Annotated in this window: 16 protein-coding genes and 2 pseudogenes; 8 read left to right on the top strand and 10 right to left on the bottom strand. The window is 68.7% G+C overall.

Going from position 1 to position 16,298, the window contains the following annotated elements; translation table 11 throughout:
• Window positions 1-33: 33 nt before the first annotated feature.
• A complete protein-coding gene (locus tag O1G22_RS42800; RefSeq protein WP_270086237.1) occupies window positions 34-477 on the bottom strand; it encodes a tetratricopeptide repeat protein in 444 nt (147 codons plus the stop codon).
• A gap of 701 nt (window positions 478-1,178) precedes the next feature.
• Here O1G22_RS42800 and O1G22_RS42795 point away from each other — a divergent pair.
• The 3 genes from O1G22_RS42795 (at window position 1,179) to O1G22_RS42785 (ending at window position 4,184) form a co-directional block, all read left to right on the top strand.
• A complete protein-coding gene (locus tag O1G22_RS42795) occupies window positions 1,179-1,589 on the top strand; it encodes a hypothetical protein (protein WP_270086236.1) in 411 nt (136 codons plus the stop codon).
• 908 nt (window positions 1,590-2,497) lie between these two features.
• Window positions 2,498-3,574: a hypothetical protein gene (locus tag O1G22_RS42790; RefSeq protein ID WP_270086235.1), complete on the top strand. Its 1,077-nt coding sequence runs from the start codon at window positions 2,498-2,500 to the stop codon at window positions 3,572-3,574.
• A 112-nt stretch (window positions 3,575-3,686) separates the two neighbouring features.
• Window positions 3,687-4,184, top strand: coding sequence for a hypothetical protein (locus O1G22_RS42785; RefSeq protein WP_270086234.1), 498 nt, complete (start codon window positions 3,687-3,689; stop codon window positions 4,182-4,184).
• A 279-nt stretch (window positions 4,185-4,463) separates the two neighbouring features.
• Here O1G22_RS42785 and O1G22_RS42780 read toward each other — a convergent pair whose 3' ends face one another.
• Window positions 4,464-5,084, bottom strand: a complete 621-nt coding sequence (locus tag O1G22_RS42780; protein WP_270086233.1) for a TetR/AcrR family transcriptional regulator — start codon at window positions 5,082-5,084, stop codon at window positions 4,464-4,466.
• A gap of 310 nt (window positions 5,085-5,394) precedes the next feature.
• On the opposite strand from O1G22_RS42780, the gene O1G22_RS42775 reads away from it, so the two are divergent.
• Entirely contained in the window at window positions 5,395-5,691 is a 297-nt protein-coding gene (locus tag O1G22_RS42775; RefSeq protein WP_270086720.1) for a hypothetical protein, read from the top strand.
• Window positions 5,692-5,822: 131 nt separating this feature from the next.
• Here the strand turns inward: O1G22_RS42775 and O1G22_RS42765 are convergent, their stop codons facing one another.
• Both O1G22_RS42765 and O1G22_RS42760 read right to left on the bottom strand, forming a co-directional pair.
• Window positions 5,823-6,515: a hypothetical protein gene (locus O1G22_RS42765; protein ID WP_270086232.1), complete on the bottom strand. Its 693-nt coding sequence runs from the start codon at window positions 6,513-6,515 to the stop codon at window positions 5,823-5,825.
• A gap of 199 nt (window positions 6,516-6,714) precedes the next feature.
• Window positions 6,715-7,134, bottom strand: a pseudogene (locus tag O1G22_RS42760) (DUF6417 family protein); the annotation flags it as partial.
• Between the two features lie 99 nt (window positions 7,135-7,233).
• Here O1G22_RS42760 and O1G22_RS42755 point away from each other — a divergent pair.
• The gene (locus tag O1G22_RS42755; RefSeq protein ID WP_270086231.1) at window positions 7,234-7,461 is read left to right on the top strand and encodes a hypothetical protein; all 228 of its coding nucleotides are present in this window, start codon (window positions 7,234-7,236) and stop codon (window positions 7,459-7,461) included.
• Here the strand turns inward: O1G22_RS42755 and O1G22_RS42750 are convergent.
• From O1G22_RS42750 to O1G22_RS42730, 5 genes and pseudogenes are all read right to left on the bottom strand, one after another.
• Window positions 7,448-7,819: pseudogene (locus O1G22_RS42750) on the bottom strand (transposase); the annotation flags it as partial. The gene O1G22_RS42755 and the pseudogene O1G22_RS42750 overlap by 14 nt on opposite strands.
• A 557-nt stretch (window positions 7,820-8,376) precedes the next feature.
• On the bottom strand, window positions 8,377-8,604 hold the full coding sequence (locus tag O1G22_RS42745) for a hypothetical protein (RefSeq protein WP_270086230.1): 228 nt from the start codon (window positions 8,602-8,604) through the stop codon (window positions 8,377-8,379).
• Between the two features lie 37 nt (window positions 8,605-8,641).
• Window positions 8,642-9,412 carry an SDR family NAD(P)-dependent oxidoreductase gene (locus tag O1G22_RS42740; RefSeq protein WP_270086229.1) on the bottom strand — a complete coding sequence of 257 codons (771 nt, stop codon included), beginning with the start codon at window positions 9,410-9,412 and terminating at the stop codon, window positions 8,642-8,644.
• Window positions 9,409-10,614, bottom strand: a complete 1,206-nt coding sequence (locus O1G22_RS42735; protein WP_270086228.1) for an acyl-CoA dehydrogenase family protein — start codon at window positions 10,612-10,614, stop codon at window positions 9,409-9,411. Before O1G22_RS42735 ends, O1G22_RS42740 begins: the two co-directional genes overlap by 4 nt.
• On the bottom strand, window positions 10,611-12,326 hold the full coding sequence (locus tag O1G22_RS42730) for an AMP-binding protein (protein WP_270086227.1): 1,716 nt from the start codon (window positions 12,324-12,326) through the stop codon (window positions 10,611-10,613). The genes O1G22_RS42735 and O1G22_RS42730 overlap by 4 nt, the downstream gene beginning before the upstream one ends.
• A 60-nt stretch (window positions 12,327-12,386) precedes the next feature.
• On the opposite strand from O1G22_RS42730, the gene O1G22_RS42725 reads away from it, so the two are divergent.
• A complete protein-coding gene (locus tag O1G22_RS42725) occupies window positions 12,387-13,298 on the top strand; it encodes a helix-turn-helix transcriptional regulator (protein WP_270086226.1) in 912 nt (303 codons plus the stop codon).
• Between the two features lie 61 nt (window positions 13,299-13,359).
• Here O1G22_RS42725 and O1G22_RS42720 read toward each other — a convergent pair whose 3' ends face one another.
• The gene (locus O1G22_RS42720; RefSeq protein WP_270086225.1) at window positions 13,360-13,989 is read right to left on the bottom strand and encodes a TetR/AcrR family transcriptional regulator; all 630 of its coding nucleotides are present in this window, start codon (window positions 13,987-13,989) and stop codon (window positions 13,360-13,362) included.
• A 192-nt stretch (window positions 13,990-14,181) separates the two neighbouring features.
• Between O1G22_RS42720 and O1G22_RS42715 the strand changes: the two genes are divergently transcribed.
• Together O1G22_RS42715 and O1G22_RS42710 are read left to right on the top strand one after the other, a co-directional pair.
• Window positions 14,182-15,144: a zinc-binding dehydrogenase gene (locus O1G22_RS42715; protein ID WP_270086687.1), complete on the top strand. Its 963-nt coding sequence runs from the start codon at window positions 14,182-14,184 to the stop codon at window positions 15,142-15,144.
• A 70-nt stretch (window positions 15,145-15,214) separates the two neighbouring features.
• Complete coding sequence (locus O1G22_RS42710) at window positions 15,215-16,129, top strand: IS982 family transposase (RefSeq protein ID WP_270086224.1); 915 nt, start codon at window positions 15,215-15,217, stop codon at window positions 16,127-16,129.
• Window positions 16,130-16,298: the final 169 nt, after the last annotated feature.

Raw genomic sequence — 16,298 nt, 5'->3', positions numbered from 1 at the left:
CCTCGGGATGGCACGCACGGGTTCGCCCGGCGCTCATCCCGAACTCTGGGCATGGCCGAGGTCGGCGCGGGTCCGCAGGAAGGCGAGGTACTTGGGGTCGTCCTCGTCGAAGATGTCAGGACCGCCGCCCATGTAGGCCCGCATCAACTCGTCCGCCGCGCGGTCGTGGTCGCCGAGCTCCAAGGCGCTCTGGCCCAGGCGGAGATGGATGAACGGGTTGCCCAGTCCGTCGGGGCACCGGACGGCGTTGTGGAAGCACCGGTACGCCCTGTCGAAGACACCCTGCCGAAAATGGACGTCACCGATCGCCACGTAGATCCAGGTCGAGGCCGCCCAGTCGCTCGGATCATCCGGCAGCAGTCGCAGGGCCTCGACGTACAGCGCCTTGGCCTCGTCGAGTCGGCCCGCTTCGGCCAGGGTGTCGCCGCGACGGCACAAGCCGTCGATCTCGGCGGAGAGGTCGTCGGGCAGGGGCATGGCTGTTCCTTTGATTCGCGTGTACGGACGGCCGGTTCAAGCCGGTTCCTCACTGAGGACATTGGGCGGGTCCGAGTGTGTTGGTGGCGATCACGTCGATGTTGTCCATCCGGCCGCTGCCACCGCGGCGGCCCAGGTCCGCTCGGCCCGAAGGACGCACAACTTCAGCTCGTCCCGGCTACCGCAAACCAGCGCGTTGCAGCACACCTCCGCGGGCAGCCCGTGTACGTCGCCGGTGAGAGCTCCTTCTGCACAGTCGACACCCACGGCAGCGTAATGAACTTCGACCCAATCATGGAAGGCATTCCATGATTGGGGTGTGCTCAAGTAGGATCCCGTCTTCGTGAGAGACCCGAACCCGTCGCGAGCAGGGCGTTGGCCGAGCAGAGCAGCCGCGGCTGCGCCCTCTGGAGAGGCCCCCGAGAGCGGACCGGACTGTCCGTCGGCCCTACGGCGACCACGGGGCTCTGTGGCCGGACAGCGGCTCCGCCGGTCACGCTCGCCGCTGAAGTTGCTTCAACGAAGGCACCGACGGATCCCTCCGTAGGCCGATTCAGCCACCTCCGATCGCGTGGCCGGCTGCCGCTCGTCAATGCCATCGCCACGCAAGGTCTGGTGCCGGAGTACGCAAAGCGGAGCGGCGCCTGATCGGACTCATGTCGACCCTGATTCCACTGCTCTCGGATGACTGAACAGCGACAATGACTTTTGCGCTCCATGCTTTTCTCGGTCCCGACTCCCCGGAGATATCCAACGAATCACTGGCCGCTGACCTGCGCGAGCTCTTCGAAGACGCAGCAGGCTTCACGCTGCAGTGGGAGCGGCCTCCCTTCTCCAAGGGCTCTACGCTCGCCCTCAGATGGGGGGCATGGCTGACGCGCGTCGCTTACGAAGAAAGCGAGACTGTGGCAGAGGATGCGCGCTTCGTGCACCGGTTGATCGGAGGATCGGTGCCTTTTGATCTCTCGGCTGTCGCAAGACGGGTCCGGGTCGTTTTCGGGGACGACGATGCCCGCGAGTACACGAACCAGGTCGTCGACCTTATGGTCTACCTTGAAGAGATAGAGGGTGTGATTGTCTTCGATGCTCAGCAAGGCGATGTCATGCGGTGATTCCCGCTCGAAGCCCCTCGACGGCGAGACCGAGGAGGCTGGCCGAGCGGCGATCACCGTGGCTCGGCACACGACCACGCCCGAGGTGTTGGCCGACTACACCCGCAGAGCCGACACGGCACCGATCCCCAGCCATGTGGAGGGCCTCGGCGCCAACCCCGCGCTGCCGCAAGAAATCCAGCCGGCCCGGGCCGCTCGCGGAGACTGCGACCACGAGCTCTCGCCAACCCGGAACTCCCCGACACCGTTCGCGCCGTCATCGCCGCCCGTCGCATGCCGGGCTCTGCCGAGGCCCGGCAGATCTCTGGGGATACGAGCACACCGCGGCGTAGAGGAGACCTCGTGCTGACCCTGCCCACCAGGCGGGCCCGCTTCGCCGCCGACCGGCTGAAGGCGGTGGACACCGGGCAAACTCTGGTCAAGGACGGCTCTGGCGTACCGCGCAGTGATCTCGCCTCATGACCGTGGGCGAGGCATGGCGGAAGACACAGCCGTTGCGCGTCCCCGTCGGCTGGACGATGAGCTGGAACAGCCTCTACGAAGTGGACCCGGGGCCCGACACCATCGACTGGCTGTACGGGTCCGTGCTGATCAGCGCTGACCACGCGGGTACGGGACTTGTGCTTCGACACGCGCTGGGAGCCGGAAGGCGATCCCCAGGGGTGTTACAACGTGGACTTCCTGCGCCTGGATCGACGCCGGGACGGCGCGGTGGGTGCCGGGGTACTGCTCGGCACCTGGACGACGCGGAGTCGCCCCGCACTCGTGGCGGTCTTGGAGAAGTTCATGTTCACACGCGAGGTACCAGGCGCGGCGTACGGGACGTGCGGTGCCGGCGGGCCTGGCCTACGTCCGGCGGGGCAGGAGTCTGAGGTAGTGGACGAGTCGTTGCAGCGGGAGACCCACACGTGATCGAACAATTGGACATAGTGGGCGAGGAGGCTGCGTGTTCGCTCGCCGGAGTCCATGCGCGTTCGTCGATGGCGGGCGGTGCCCGGGTGGTGATCGGCGCCGACGCGTCGGTGATTCTTTCCGACGCCGTGGACGAGCCGGGGGCCAGCGGGGTGTGGAGCGGTGAGCTGTACCGGCTGATGGGTCCGGCGTCGGCCGTGGTGCGAGCACGGTTGGTGGACGAGTCGGACGGCCCACTCCCCGTACATCTTTTCGTACGCGTCTTCGGGGGCTGCCGCTATCTGGGTGCGGGCCGGCCGGTTTATTCGTCCTGTGCCGACGGCGAACTGCTCCAGTGCGACCTGAGGATCGAGCCCCCGCTTGCGCCCCAGGTCCTGGACGAGGTGCGGCCCACCGGTCCGTCACCGCACACGCCGAGCCTGGACTGGCTCACGCAGCTCGGCGAGGATCCCGTCAGGGCGCTGGGACACTTCGCCACGGGTTGGTACCCGCGGACGGGGTCCGCCCCCGTCGCGCCCGGTGCGGTGCCCGCCGACCTGCCGCAGGCCCTGCGGGAGTTCTACCGGCTCGCCCACCAGCGGCCCGAGATGCTGGGCAGGCAGAACCGGATCCTGCCAGCCACCGAGCTGCGCCCGGGCGTGGATCCGCGACGGGTCGTCTTCGGCGAGGAGAACCAACTCTGCTTCCGCTGGGAGCTGGACCGGGCCGAGACCGACCCCGTCGTCTGGCTGACAGCGGCGGAGGACAGAGCCGAACGCGAGCCGCTCAGCGGCTTCCTGATGCAGTTCTCGTTGTTCGAGGCGATGACCGCTGCACCGTACCAAGCCCAAGCCTGGTACACCCCGGTGCCAGAGCCGCTCGTACAGGACCTCACCGACCGGTTGCGCCCCGTGCCGCTCCGGCCGTGGCAGTGGCCGGCCGACCCGACGACGTTCCACGTCGCCCCCGGCCTCATCGCATGCGCCAGTGACCTGGGCGACGGCATGTTCGAGATCACGATCGGCGCACGGCACCGCGGTGCGATGCGGCCGTTCGGTGAGTTGGGCATCGACTGGTCGTCCTTCGACGGATGACGTCGCCATGACCCGCCACCACCGCGACGCGCGCGCCAGGCGACAAGACGGCGGCCGGTCCGGCCGCTCGCCCCCAGAACGCGCTGTCACACCCCGACCGTACGCTCGCGCCGTGAGTATCTCCCTCTACTACCACGCGAGCCGGGCGGAGCCGCTGACCGAGGTCGAGACGGCCGCCCTCCAGCGCATCGTCGCCGCCCATGCAGCCTCGTTCCCGTATGCGGACGAAGAACAACTGTTCCTCTACAGCGCAGACAGAACCGACCCGGACGAGATCCTCGCCGGATCCAGCAAACTGCCACTCGATCCCGAGCGGCTGCTTCCGGTGATCACCCACATCCTGGGCTCCCTCACCCACCTGCGTCGCACCCTCGACGGCGAATGGCACGTGCACCTGGACGACGTGGACCTCCCGTGGGACGAATCCGAGGGCTATGTGTTGCCCGACACGGACGACACAGGCCGTGCGGGGGCCGAACCGACCAGGACTGACGCGGTTCAAGGCGAGGAGAGCGCGAAGTGCGGAACACTGCCAGAACTCTCCAGCAGCGGCCTACGAGTTGGGGCAGTCGAAGCAGCTATGCGAGACGACGGGGCCGCCAAGCGGTAGACCCGAGGGTCGCCGTACTCCGCCTGCAGCTTCTCCCCCGACAACCTGCCGACCTGTCCCGTCTACGAAAGTCTGCAGAGCAGCGCGAGGGCGAGCGCACCACGACCAGGACCTTGACGGCGGTCGACGACTGAACCGTCATCTGATGCCGTCCGATGCCCTCCAAAGGTAGTCCTCGGCCGACGAGGTGCTGGTGGAGTCGTCCCCGTACCTCGCATTCGACGCCGGAGTCTTCGCGAAGGAATCACTCCGGAACACCTGATGGTTGCATGCGTAGGGTCAGGTCCGTGCGTCGAGGCCCCGGGTGATCACGGTGAGGATGGTGTCAAGTACGGGGCCCATGTCCTGCGGGTCGACATGGAGGCGGTCGGCGCGCCAGCTCAGGGCGAGGATGCCGTTCATGGCGGCCCACAGGGCGTAGGCCGCGGCCCTGGGGTCCAGGTCGGCGTTGAAGGAGCCGTCGGCAATGCCGTCGCGCAGTGCGGCGGTGAGTTTGGCGTTCTGTTCGTCGACGAGGTCGGCAATGCCCTTCAGTGACCCGGCGTCGGCGGGGGGTTCGGCGAGCAGCCGGAAGTGGTGCGGGCGTTCCAGGGCGAAACGCGCGTAGGCGTCGGCGGCCAGCAGGATGCGCTCGCGCGGGGTGCCGGGGGTGGCATACGCGGCGTCCATGTACTCCCGGTTCTCCCGGAAGGCCCGCTCGGCCACCGCGACGAGGACAGCGGATCTCCCACCCACCCGGTTGTAGACCGTCTGCACGGCCACGTCGGCGCGTTCGGCGACTGCCTCCAGGGTCAGGGCCGTGGGCCCGCCTGCGACGAGGATCGCCTCCGCCGCTTCGATGATCGACTGCCGCGTCGCGGCGGCCCGGCGGGCCGTTCGGGAAGTCTCGTTCGCTGCCACAGGGCGACTTTACAGAACCCCAAGATCTTACATCTCTTCCACAGTTGGAATCTGCTCCAATACTGTGTCTGTCGGTGTGGCCGGAACGGATGGGTTGTGGTGGCGGTGGCGGACCGCGGAATTTGAACGGCGTGGAGTCGGGGTTCCGGCCTGGTGGCGTCCCGAGCGGTCGGTCGTCCGGGCCGACCGGACGGAGGATGATTCCGATGGGGTGTCCCGGAGGATCCCTGTTACGGCGGCCGGGATTCTCTCCGCCTCGTTGCTGCGGCGCCTGCGGGGCCCATGGAGGCGATCGGAGGGGTACTCGACCGTGATCTCAGTCGAGCAAGTGGTCAACCGTGCTGGTGACGATGGCGTGATGCCGTTGCTCACCCTGGGCGAGTTCTTCGACGGCAACGACAACGAAGGATGCATTGCGCCGAACCAGTGGGGCTATGGGAGGCCTGCTCTTGCGGTACCGGCCGAACGCCTTCGCGCTGTCGAGAGACACGAGGGCGTTGCCTGGGTCCGGGTACAACTGCACCCGGAGACGCTGGAGACGGAGGAGCTGGCCGGGGAGGCGACCCGGTGGACTACCGGGAACGCCGCGCCGTCGAGTGCGGCATAAACCGCCTCAAAAGATACCGGGCCGTGGCGACGCGGTACGACAAGTTGGCAGTCCGCTACGAGGCGACCGTCCTCGTAGCGGCCATCAATGAGTGGCTGTGACCAGCATCTGCCGATAATGAAGTTCGCTGGTCAGTGGGGTTGAGTGCGGTTGTGCAGTGCGCGGGTCACGGTGTTCAGCAGGTCGTCCAGGCCGTCGGCGAGGAACCCTTCGGGGCGGAAGGCGTTGACCGGGCCACCGTACTCGGGGAGGTGGGGACGCAAGCGCAGCGGCGTCTGCCAGTTACGCAAGTCCTCGTGGTGGGGAACGGCGATGACGTCGTCCAGTCCGGTCATGCCCAGGCCGCGCAGCTCGCTGCCCACGACGTTGAAGTAGTCGCGGTCCATGACGTCGTCCGGGTGTGCTTCGGTGATGACGAGCGCCCACGGCCCTGCAGGCGCCTCAGCGATCCCGTCCGCCAGACGCCTCGCTGCCTGGCGCGGTGCAAGCCGGGGAAACGGTACCGAGTCCGACAGGTCCTTCCAGTCGCCGGGCTGCTTCCGCCGGACCATGAGGGTGTAGTCGACGGGTACTCCGATAACCCGGGAGCGGCGGCCGGAGTCGATGACCACGATGTCGCCAGCCTCTCCGTCGGCGAGCATACGCCGCAACTCCGTGCGGGCCACCTGAGCCTGATAACGCGTCCGGCGCTGGTCAGGGGTGAGCTGATGCTCTGGCGGCAGGGGGCGCTCCCCGACGGCATGGCGAAGCAACCCCTCCCCGTGAGCGACGGCGTTCCCCCGGTCGCTGAGTGATGTGCGTGCGCCCAGACGCGGATTGGTCATGATCCGGTCATGCGCGGCTTTGCCTTACGCATACACGGGTGGGCTCGTACAGATGTTCACTTCCGGACATGTGGGGATGCTGGCCCGAAGTCGCCGCACCAGCCAGCCCCCGAAGAGGGCGGGAAGAACCCAGCCCCAAGAGGAGATCCCGCGATCCTCTTGTGTAGCCCCTGTGTACATGGATGGAAAAGCGGAGCCATCAACCGACAAGAGATGGCCGGATATCGCCCCCAGCGCACACCTCGCTGAGCAGCAATCCATCCGGCCAGTACAGCCGGGCCGGCTGCAGGCTGCCCGTCGACCGGTCCCCGTGCACGACGACGCCGTACTCCCGGGCGAACCGGATGGCCTCCGCCACCGACCCGCACAGCGCCCGCAGGTAGAACGCGTACGCCACCGACTCCATCTGCTTCTCGGTGAGACACAGCGACCAGCGGTTGGCGGGACCGTCGAACGTCGCCGTACGCACCCGCTCCAGAAGGCCCTCCGCCGGCGGCACCCGCAGCCGCTCCGCGGCACCCACATACACCCGCAGCGCGTCCATCTCCGCCGGCCTCAACTCCACCAACCGCTCACCCTCCGCCGGCTGCGCACGACGCCGGGCAGGGACGGGGCTGGCCTCGGCGTAGACGCCTCACGCCCCCAAGCCGTCAAGTCGGTTGCTGAGATGCCCGTGTAGTTTAGCTGCCTGTTCGATTACGGACACAAGGGGGCTTCGGTGGACGTGGTGCGGGTGATGGAAGCGTTGGCCGAGCAGGGGGTCACGGTGTTGTTCAAGGCCGATGCCGAGCGCATGCGTGACGGCGTGAAGCCGTGGACGTTCGTGGCGAGCGGGAACCCGTTCCACGAAGATCTCCTGGTGCGCACGGATGCCGTGTCCGTGGAGGCCTGCCTGGATGCCTGTTTGCCCCGCCTGCGCGAGTTCGGCCTGGTCATCCCGGAGTAGGAGTTGGGCTCAGGCGGCGGGCAGTTGCTTCGAGCCCTTCCAGCGGGGACGGGAAGGCCTGTGCTTCGTCGTAGTGCTCGCCGTGCTGCAGGCAGTGATAGAGCTGGCCGACCATGCGATTGAACAGATTGCGCAATGCGGAGGCGTGCCAGTCGCCGTGCTTATCACGTCGTCGGCGGTAGCGGCCCTTGGCTCCGGGTGACGCGGTCAGTGCGGCGAACGCCCACAGGTAGCCGGCATGGTTGAGCCGGTCGTTCTTCACGCGTCGGCGGGTGACGCTGGACTTCTTGCCGGAAGCCCGGGTGATCGGTGACGAGCCCGCATACGCCTTGAGACCCCGGGCATCGGCGAAGCGTGTGACCACCCAGCCGGCCTCCACACCCGACACGTTCACATCGCCGCCGACGTCCAGCTCGTCGAGCGTCGCGAACACCGCCTCATAGGCAACGGCTCGGACCAGGCGAACAAGATCCTCCCGGTCCGAGCCAGCGGCAAGAAGGCGTTGCGCGGCTGGCAGTTGATCGAGCGAGCCCGGCTCGGTCCAGCCGTTGATCACACCGTGCCACAGGCTCCGAAGCAGTACGAATCGCGCGAGCTGCGGAAGATCTTCCATGACCTCCGACTTGATCAGGTCAACAGGATTGGTCACGCCGAGGGCGCTGAACTGGGCACGCAGCGACTCCGCGGCTGTCTTCCGTGGCACGTCCAGGCTGTTCAGCCATCCCAGCCATGCTTGTTGAGGATCACTCACCGCAACAGCATGCCCTACGGTCGAGAGACGGGGCGATCGGCGTATCTGTCTCTGCTGACGCACCAGGCGCTGAGCTTCACGGAACTGCGGCCAGAGCCAGATTGGCTCTGGCCGCAGTTCCGTGAACCCACGAAGGACGCGTGTGGACAGGCGGTGCGTGAAGTTCAGAAAGCCCCGGGGTGGCCTGTGGCAGCGAACTGATCAATGACATCGCGAAGTTGCTCAAGGAAGTCGCACAGACTGGCGGCCACGGCATAGAACGCGTCGTTCCAGGAAGCAGTCCTGGACTTGTGGACCGTGCCGTTGGCCGCGAGAGCGAAGAGATTGCCGCCGCCGTCGCTCCCGAAGACGAGTCCATGATCGCCATTCAGGCCGGTCAGCGGGCCGGGCATAGTCGGTTCTCCTTGTGGGGTGGGAATGCGGGGACGATCAGCGCGGTGCCATGCGGATGGCTCCGTCGAGGCGGATGACCTCGCCGTTGAGCATGGGATTCTCGGCGATGTGACGTACCAGGGCGGCGAACTCGGACGGGTCGCCCAGGCGTGCGGGGTGGGGGACCTGTCGGCCGAGGGAGTCGCGGGCCTCCTGGGGCAGTCCTGCCATGAGCGGGGTGTCGAAGAGGCCGGGTGCGATCGAGACGACACGGATGAGGTGCTGGGCGAGTTCCCGGGCTGCGGGGAGGGTGAGGGCGGCCACCCCGCCCTTGGAGGCGGCGTAGGCGGCCTGGCCGATCTGGCCGTCGTAGGCGGCGACCGAGGAGGTGGCCACGAGGACGCCGCGCTCGCCGTCCACGGGCTCGGCTTCGCTGATGCGCTGTGCGGCGAGCCGGAAGACGTTGAAGGTGCCGATGAGGTTGACGCCGACGACCCGGGCGAAGGCGTCCAGGTCCAGTGGTCCGCTGCGGGACAGCATGCGGCCGGGCGTCGCGACGCCCGCGCAGCTGATCGCGACGCGCAGCGGGCCCGGTTTGCTCGCCGCGTCCACCGCGGCCTGAACGGCGGCGGGGTCGGTGACGTCGCAGGGGACGAAGCGGACGCGCGGGCCGACGTCCGCGAGCTCCTTGGCGACGGCGGCCCCGGGTGAGGACGGCAGGTCGGCGATGACTACATGGGCGCCGGCGTGCAGCAAGGTGGTGGCGGTGGCGTGACCGAGGCCGCTGGCGCCGCCGGTGACCAGGGCGGCGGATCCGGTGAGTTTCATGCCTTGGGCTCCTTGGGCGCGGCGCGCAGAACGTGGTGGGAGGGTTCGGTGCGGGCACCGGCCAGGTGGCGGCTGATGACGAGGCGCTGGATCTGGTTGGTGCCCTCGAAGATCTGCATGACCTTGGCCTCGCGCATGTAGCGCTCGACGGGGAAGTCCCGGGTGTAGCCCGCGCCTCCGAAGACCTGGACGGCATCGGTGGTGACCCGCATCGCCGCCTCGGTTGCGACGAGCTTGGCGATGCTGGCCTGACGGCCGTACGGCAATCCGGCGTCCTTGCGCCGGGCCGCCGCCAAGACGGTGGCCCGGGCGGAGTCCACGGCGGCCTCCATGTCGGCGAGCAGAAACGCGACTCCCTGATGGCCGATGATCGGTTTCCCGAAGGTCTCGCGCTGTTTGGCGTAGGCGAGCGCGTCGTTGAGCGCGCCCTGGGCCAGACCGACGGCGACGGCGGCGATGCCGAGTCGGCCCGCGTCAAGTCCGGCGAGGGCGATCGGCAGGCCCTGCCCCTCTTCGCCGATACGCCGGCCTTCGGGGACGCGGACGTCGTCGAACCGGACGGTCGCCGTGGCGGATCCGGTGAGCCCCATCTTGCGCTCTGGCGGGTCGGCCGACAGCCCGGCCGACTCGGCGGGGACGAGGAAGCAGGAGACTCCGCGGGTGCGGTGATCGGAGGTGCGGGCCATCACCTGGTAGAAGTCCGCCTGGCCGCCGTGGGTCGTCCAGGCCTTCTCGCCCCGCAGGAGGTAGGCGTCGCCGTCCCGCCGGGCACGGGTGCGCATCGCGGTCGGGTCGGAGCCGGCGTGCGGCTCGGACAGGCAGTAGGCGCCGAGCAGTTCACCGCCGAGCATGTCGGCCAGCCACCTACCGCGCTGCTCGTCGGTGCCGTACTCGGCCAGGGCGAAGCAGGACAGCGTGTGCACGCTCAGCCCGACTCCCACGCTCGCCCAGCGGGCCGAGATCTCCTCGACGACCTGAAGGTAGACCTCGTAGGGTTGACCGCCGCCCCCGTACTCCTCGGGATAGGGGAGGCTGAGCAGCCCCGACTGCCCCAGCGTGCGGAAGACGTCGCGCGGGAAGCGTTCGGCGGCCTCGTCGGCGGCGGCCCGGGGTGCGAGGGCTCCGTCGGCGATCTCCCTGGTCAGGTCGAGCAGTTCGGCCGCTTCCTCGCTGGGCAGCAGGCGGGACACGGTCGTCGTCATGAGTTCGTCTCTCGGGTCGGGCCGGTCTGCGGCCGGTCGGTTGCCTGCGCGCGCTGCCGGCGCAGCAGGAAGCGCTGGATCTTCCCGCTGGGTGTCTTGGGCAGCTGGTCGGTGAAGTGCACCGCGCGCGGGTAGGCGTGGGCGGCGAACCTCCGCTTGACGAGCTCCTGGAGCTCCGTCACGAGGTCCTCGTCGGGGGGTGTCCCGGGGCGCAGCACGACGTATGCCTCCAGCACCTCGCCGCGCAGGGCGTCGGGGACACCGATGACGGCCGCCTCCAGCACGGACTCGTGCTGTACGAGCACGCTCTCGACGTCGAAGGGGCCGATGCGGTACCCGGCCATGATGATCACGTCGTCGTCGCGGGAGGAGAAGAAGAAGCAGCCGCTGTCGTCCCTGAGGCCGGCGTCGCCAGTGAGGTACCAGCGGCCGTCGGCGGTGAAACGCTCGGCCGTCTTCTCCGGCGCGTCCGCGTAGCCGGAGAACCACAGCAGCGGACTGTCCGTCACGCTGAGGGCCACCCGGCCGAGGGTGCCGGGTGGGGCGGGTTCGTCCCGCTCTTCGTACAGCACCTCGGCGGACCAGCCGGGCAGCGGCCGGCCCATCGAGCCGGGCGGCACCGGCGTACGGACTCCGTCGGCCCAGGCGGCGGCGACGACCATGCCGTGCTCGGTCTGCCCGTAGTGGTCGCGCACGGCCACGCCCAGGGCCTGCTCCGACCAGCCGACTACCTCCGGGGTGAGCGGCTCCCCGGCGGAGGAGGCCCGCCGCAGCCGTAGCCCGTCGGGGACCGGGTCGGTCGCGGCCCGCAGGCTGCGGTAGACCGTCGGCGCGGCCGCGAAGTTGGTGACGCCGAAGTCCCTCATGACTTGCCAGGTCAGCGCGGGGCTGAAGCCGGCGTGCAGCAGCAGGCTGCGGCGTCCGGCGGCCAGCGGGCCGAGGATCGCGTAGTAGAGGCCGTACGCCCATCCGGGGTCGGCGGCGTTCCAGAACACGTCGTCATCGCGGACGTCGAGGCCGAACTCCAGGTAGGCCTGGAACGAGGCCAGCGCCTTGACGGGAATCGGGACGCCCTTGGGGGCGCCGGTGGTGCCCGAGGTGAACAGCAGGATCAGCGGGGCCTCCGCGCCCGTCGCGACCGGGCGGCCCTGCGGCTCGTCACCGGAGTACCGGGAGAGCAGTTCACCGAAGGACAGCTCCGCGCCCTCGGGGGCGCCTCCGGCGACCACGGTCCGCCAGGGCCGGTCGGCGGGTATGTCCTCACTGGGGGCGAGCTTGCCCCGCTGGTCCGCTTCGACCACGACGGCCTTCGCTCCGCTCGCGCCGAGCCGCAGGGCCACCGCGGACGGCGCGAAGGCGGTGAACAGCGGCACGTGCACCGCTCCGCGGCGCCAGATGCCCAGCAGGGCCACGACCAGATCGGCGGACTTGCCCATCAGGGTGGCGACCGCGTCGCCGGGCCCGACCTCCAGGTCGGCGAGTGCGGCGGCGAACCGGGCCGAGTCGCGGCGCAGCTCTCCGTAGGTGAGGTCGGTGGCCGTCAGGTCCTTCTCGACCACAGTGAAGGCCACCGAGTCCGCGGGATGCCGGTCGCATAGCAGTCCGGCGGCGCAGGCGTCCGGCACGCCGAAGAGGTCGAGCAACTCCCGCACCCGGTCTGTCGGCGGTCCGTCGGCGGTCGCGGTCACCACCGAGGACGATCCTTCGTTCATGGCCACGTCATCTCCTGTCGATTCCGCTGCCGCTCTATGGCAGGGGTGTTACGGCGGTTTATGCTCCGCATCACGACGACGGCGTACTACCCCCGGAAAGGGGTACGGGTGATGCACTCCAGCCCCGACGCCCTTCTGCGGCCCGATGACCGCGACGCGCTCCGGCAGGCGCTCCGCCAGCTCTACGACCGCTCCGACATCCCCGTCTTGTTCGGCGGACAGGTGGAGAACAGGCTGCTGAGCCTGTCGCAGTTCATCGGTGTGCGGACGGCCGGTCTGCGCGGCCTCAGGGTGCGCGCTGAGACCGGGCTGGGTGGCCGGGTCCTCATCACGGGGCGGCCGGCCAAGGTGAGCGACTACAGGTCGGCCCGCTCGATCACGCACGACTACGACCGTCCCGTGCTGACAGAGGGGATCCGCTCCGTCGTCGCCGTGCCGGTCGTGGTGTCCGGTGCAGTGCGGGCGGTGCTCTACGGGGCCAGTCGTGGCCCAGACCCGCTCGGGGACCGGGCGGCCGACGCGGTCGCCGACGCCTCCCGGCGACTGGCCGCCGAGCTTGCCATCCGTGACGAGGTGGACCACCGCCTGCGCCTGCTGGACGCCACGCGGGGCAGCGCCGGCGAGAGGCAACAGGGCGTGCCACTGGAAGAACTACGCCAGGTGCACGCCGAGTTGCGGCGCGTAGCACAGCAGGTGCCTGACGAGGACCTGCGCGGACGGCTGCTGGATATGGCCGGGCGGCTGGCGGGACAGTCCACCGCGCCCTCCAGGCCGGGCCCGCGGCTTACGCCCCGGGAACTCGACGTCCTGGCGCAGGTGGCGCTGGGCTGCAACAACGCCGAAACCGGGCGCAGGCTGTCGCTGCTGCCCGAAACCGTCAAGGCGTATCTGCGCAGCGCGATGCGCAAACTGGGAGCAAGCACCCGCTTCGAGGCGGTGGTCACCGCGCGCCGCCAGGGCCTGCTTCCCTAGACGATCTATTCCAAGGGGTTCAGTGGTTCGCGCGTCGAGCGTGGATACCGCTCGCCCACGGTCAGGCGCTGGCCGGTGCTGCGGATGCCAGTCGTGCCGCTGGTGGTAGCCGTGCATGGTGAGGGCAGGCTTCGAACGCCTGGATCGCTAGCCCTGCGAAGCGTCGGGAGGCCATGACCTGGGTGGCGGTAGATGTGGCGTGGATCCCCTTGTTGGCCATGAGTACGAGAATGAGGTCGTCCAGAACGAAGTCGGGCCTCAGGTGCCCTGCGTCCTTGGCTCGCTGGGCCAGTCCGGCGACTGCTTTCACCGTGTACTCGCGTCCCGCGACATCCGGCGCCCCCGGGAGGGTCGACAGGAAGGCTTCGGTGAAGCCCCGATCGCGTGCGTGTAGCTCACAGATCTTCTCGATCACCAGGCAGAGGCCACGCCACGGATCAGGATCTGCGCACCCCTCGTCGACGATGGTGCGACATGCGCGCAGCTGGTCCGCGAAGGCTTCGGCGACCAGCATCTGCTTGGTCGGGAAGTGACGGTACAAGGTGGCAGGTCCCACCCCGGCACGCCGCGCGATCTCCCGCATCGGCACGTCCAGGCCCTCGGCCGAGAGCAGCGCTCGGGCCGCGTCGAGGATGCGGTCGCGGTTGTCCATCGCGTCGGAACGCAGACTATGAGGCAAATGGTCGATCACTCTCTCACTTTACCTAAACGGACGGGGGCGTCCGTTACCGTCCAAGACGTAGAAGCTCGCCGAGATCATCGGGGCGCACAGGACGGGGACCGATCCCGGGCCGCGGCGTGAAGCCTCTTCCCGCCAGGCGGCGATCGGTGGCGGGTATGGAGCAGGATCGTGCTTGAGCGGTCCGAGAACGTGGAGACGACATTGAAGGCAATCGCGATTCAGACGTTCGGGGGTCCTGAAGGTCTGGCTGTTGTCGACCTGCCGGTACCCACACCTGCCGCCGGGCAGGTACTGATTGCCGTTGAGGCGGTGGGCGTCGGTGGTGTCGACACCGTGATCCGAAGCGGGGCTCTGGCCGCCTACGGCTTCAAGGAGGGTTTCATCCCGGGTGGCGAGGTGGCGGGCACCGTGACCACGGTCGGTGACCGCGTCGACGCGTCGTGGATCGGCCAGCGGGTGTGGGGCTTCACCGGCACCGGCGGAGGCTACGTCGAACAGGCCGTCGCGCCGATCGAGCAGATCCTTCCCCTACCCAGCAGCCTGTCCGCGGTCGCCGCGGTGACGCTCGGCAGTGCCGGTGCGGTGGCCCACTTCGGGCTTCGCCACGCCCATTTCGCTCCCGGGGAGACGGTCTTGGTACGCGGCGCGGCCGGCAGCATCGGGATCATGGCAGTGCAGCTCGCGGCTCGCGGTGGTGCCGCCGCGGTGGCGGTCACGACATCGTCGGCCGAGCGCGGCGAGCGGCTGCGCCGTCTCGGCGCGACCCACGTGCTGGATCGCTCCGGCCACGGAGAGAAGGAGGCTCCAGTGGGCTATGACGTCATCATCGACATTGTGGCCGGCAAGGACATGCCGTCGTTCTTCGACAGGCTCAACCCCAACGGCCGCATTGTGGCCGTTGGGGCTGTCGCAGGCCGGCCGCCCGCGGACTTCGGCACGAAGATCATGGCGGCGTTCCAGAAGTCGATGTCCTTCGCCGCTTTCAGCGCAGCCACCGTCGCCCAAGCCGACTTGCGTGCCGTGCGCAGCGAGCACTTCGCCGCAGCCAGTCGCGGCGAGATCGAAACAGTGGTGCACGAGGCGCTGCCACTGGACAAAGCCGTGCTGGCGCACCAGAAGATGGCCGCGGGTGAGGTCTTCGGGAGGATCGTGCTGACACCGTAGTCGAAGGTATCCACGCCGGGATTGCCGCGATCCCCTGCGCAGTCGAGGCGAGGGAGTCCAATGTCGGTGCGTGAAGACAGACTTGGACTCCCTCGCGACCGTGCTCTACGTGAAGACCGATGATCTGTTGAAGGGTTCGCCGCAGTTCGGGCCATGGCGGCCAGCCGTGGGCATTGCGCCGCAGCTCAGCGATGCCGAGTTGGTGACCCTGGCGATGATGCAGGCCATGCTCGGCTTCACCTCCGAAGCGCGGTGGCTGCGGCACGCTCATGCCCACCTGCGGTACCTGTTCCCCTACCTGCCCAAGCAGTCCGGCTACAACAAGCGCCTGCGCAAGGCGGCCGAACTGCTGCGGCGGGTGACCCGGCTGTTGGCCACCGACACCTCGGTATGGAGCGACGACGTGTGGATCGTGGATTCCACGCCGGTGGAGTGCGGACGCTCCCGCGAGACCGTCAAACGCTCCGACCTGGCCGGATGGGCCGAGTACGGGTACTGCGCCAGCCACAGCCGCTTCTTCTGGGGCCTGCGCCTGCACCTGGCGTGCACCCTGCAGGGCCTGCCGATCGCCTTCGCCCTGACCGGGGCCAAGGCCGACGAACGCGAGACCCTGCTGGACCTGCTCGCCGCCGAACCGCACCTCGTCGCTTCCCGGCCCGGACAGACGCTGATCGGCGACAAGAACTACTTCGGCCGCGACTTCGAGCACCAGCTGGCGGAGCAGGACATCCAGCTGCTGCGGCCAGCCCGCAAGGGCGAGCCGGACCGGCCCGGCGCCCCGCTGTTCAAGCCGTTGCGGCAGGTCATCGAGTCGGTCAACGAGACCTTCAAGGGCCAGCTCAACCTCGAACAGCACCGAGGCCGCACACCAAGCGGCGTGATCGCCCGCGTCATGCAGCGCATCCTCGCGCTGACCGCCGCGATCTGGCACAACGATCACACCGGCCAGCTCGTCCTGCGCTCACTGATCGCCTACGATCACTGACCCCTTGGAATAGATCATCTAGTCTTCTCGTTCAGGTCGGGACTTAACTGATCAACGCCCGCCGGGTCGTCCGGCGGGCGTCGGCATCAGGTCATCGGGTCCGTCTCAGCCCTTCTTGGGCACGTACTTCCCCAGGGCGATCATCAGGCAGTATGCGGCGTACGTCTTC

This window comes from Streptomyces camelliae (assembly GCF_027625935.1).
GTDB lineage: Bacteria > Actinomycetota > Actinomycetes > Streptomycetales > Streptomycetaceae > Streptomyces > Streptomyces camelliae.
Note: the sequence above shows the minus strand (reverse complement) of the source record. Positions and strands in the feature narration are given on the sequence as shown.

Excerpts from the sequence above, each read along its gene's own strand:
- O1G22_RS42800 (WP_270086237.1), bottom strand. The coding sequence starts at position 477 with ATGCCCCTGCCCGACGACCTCTCCGCCGAGATCGACGGCTTGTGCCGT.
- O1G22_RS42795 (WP_270086236.1), top strand. The coding sequence starts at position 1,179 with ATGACTTTTGCGCTCCATGCTTTTCTCGGTCCCGACTCCCCGGAGATA.
- O1G22_RS42765 (WP_270086232.1), bottom strand. The coding sequence starts at position 6,515 with ATGACCAATCCGCGTCTGGGCGCACGCACATCACTCAGCGACCGGGGG.
- O1G22_RS42745 (WP_270086230.1), bottom strand. The coding sequence starts at position 8,604 with ATGCCCGGCCCGCTGACCGGCCTGAATGGCGATCATGGACTCGTCTTC.
- O1G22_RS42740 (WP_270086229.1), bottom strand. The coding sequence starts at position 9,412 with ATGAAACTCACCGGATCCGCCGCCCTGGTCACCGGCGGCGCCAGCGGC.
- O1G22_RS42735 (WP_270086228.1), bottom strand. The coding sequence starts at position 10,614 with ATGACGACGACCGTGTCCCGCCTGCTGCCCAGCGAGGAAGCGGCCGAA.
- O1G22_RS42730 (WP_270086227.1), bottom strand. The coding sequence starts at position 12,326 with ATGAACGAAGGATCGTCCTCGGTGGTGACCGCGACCGCCGACGGACCG.
- O1G22_RS42725 (WP_270086226.1), top strand. The coding sequence starts at position 12,387 with ATGCTCCGCATCACGACGACGGCGTACTACCCCCGGAAAGGGGTACGG.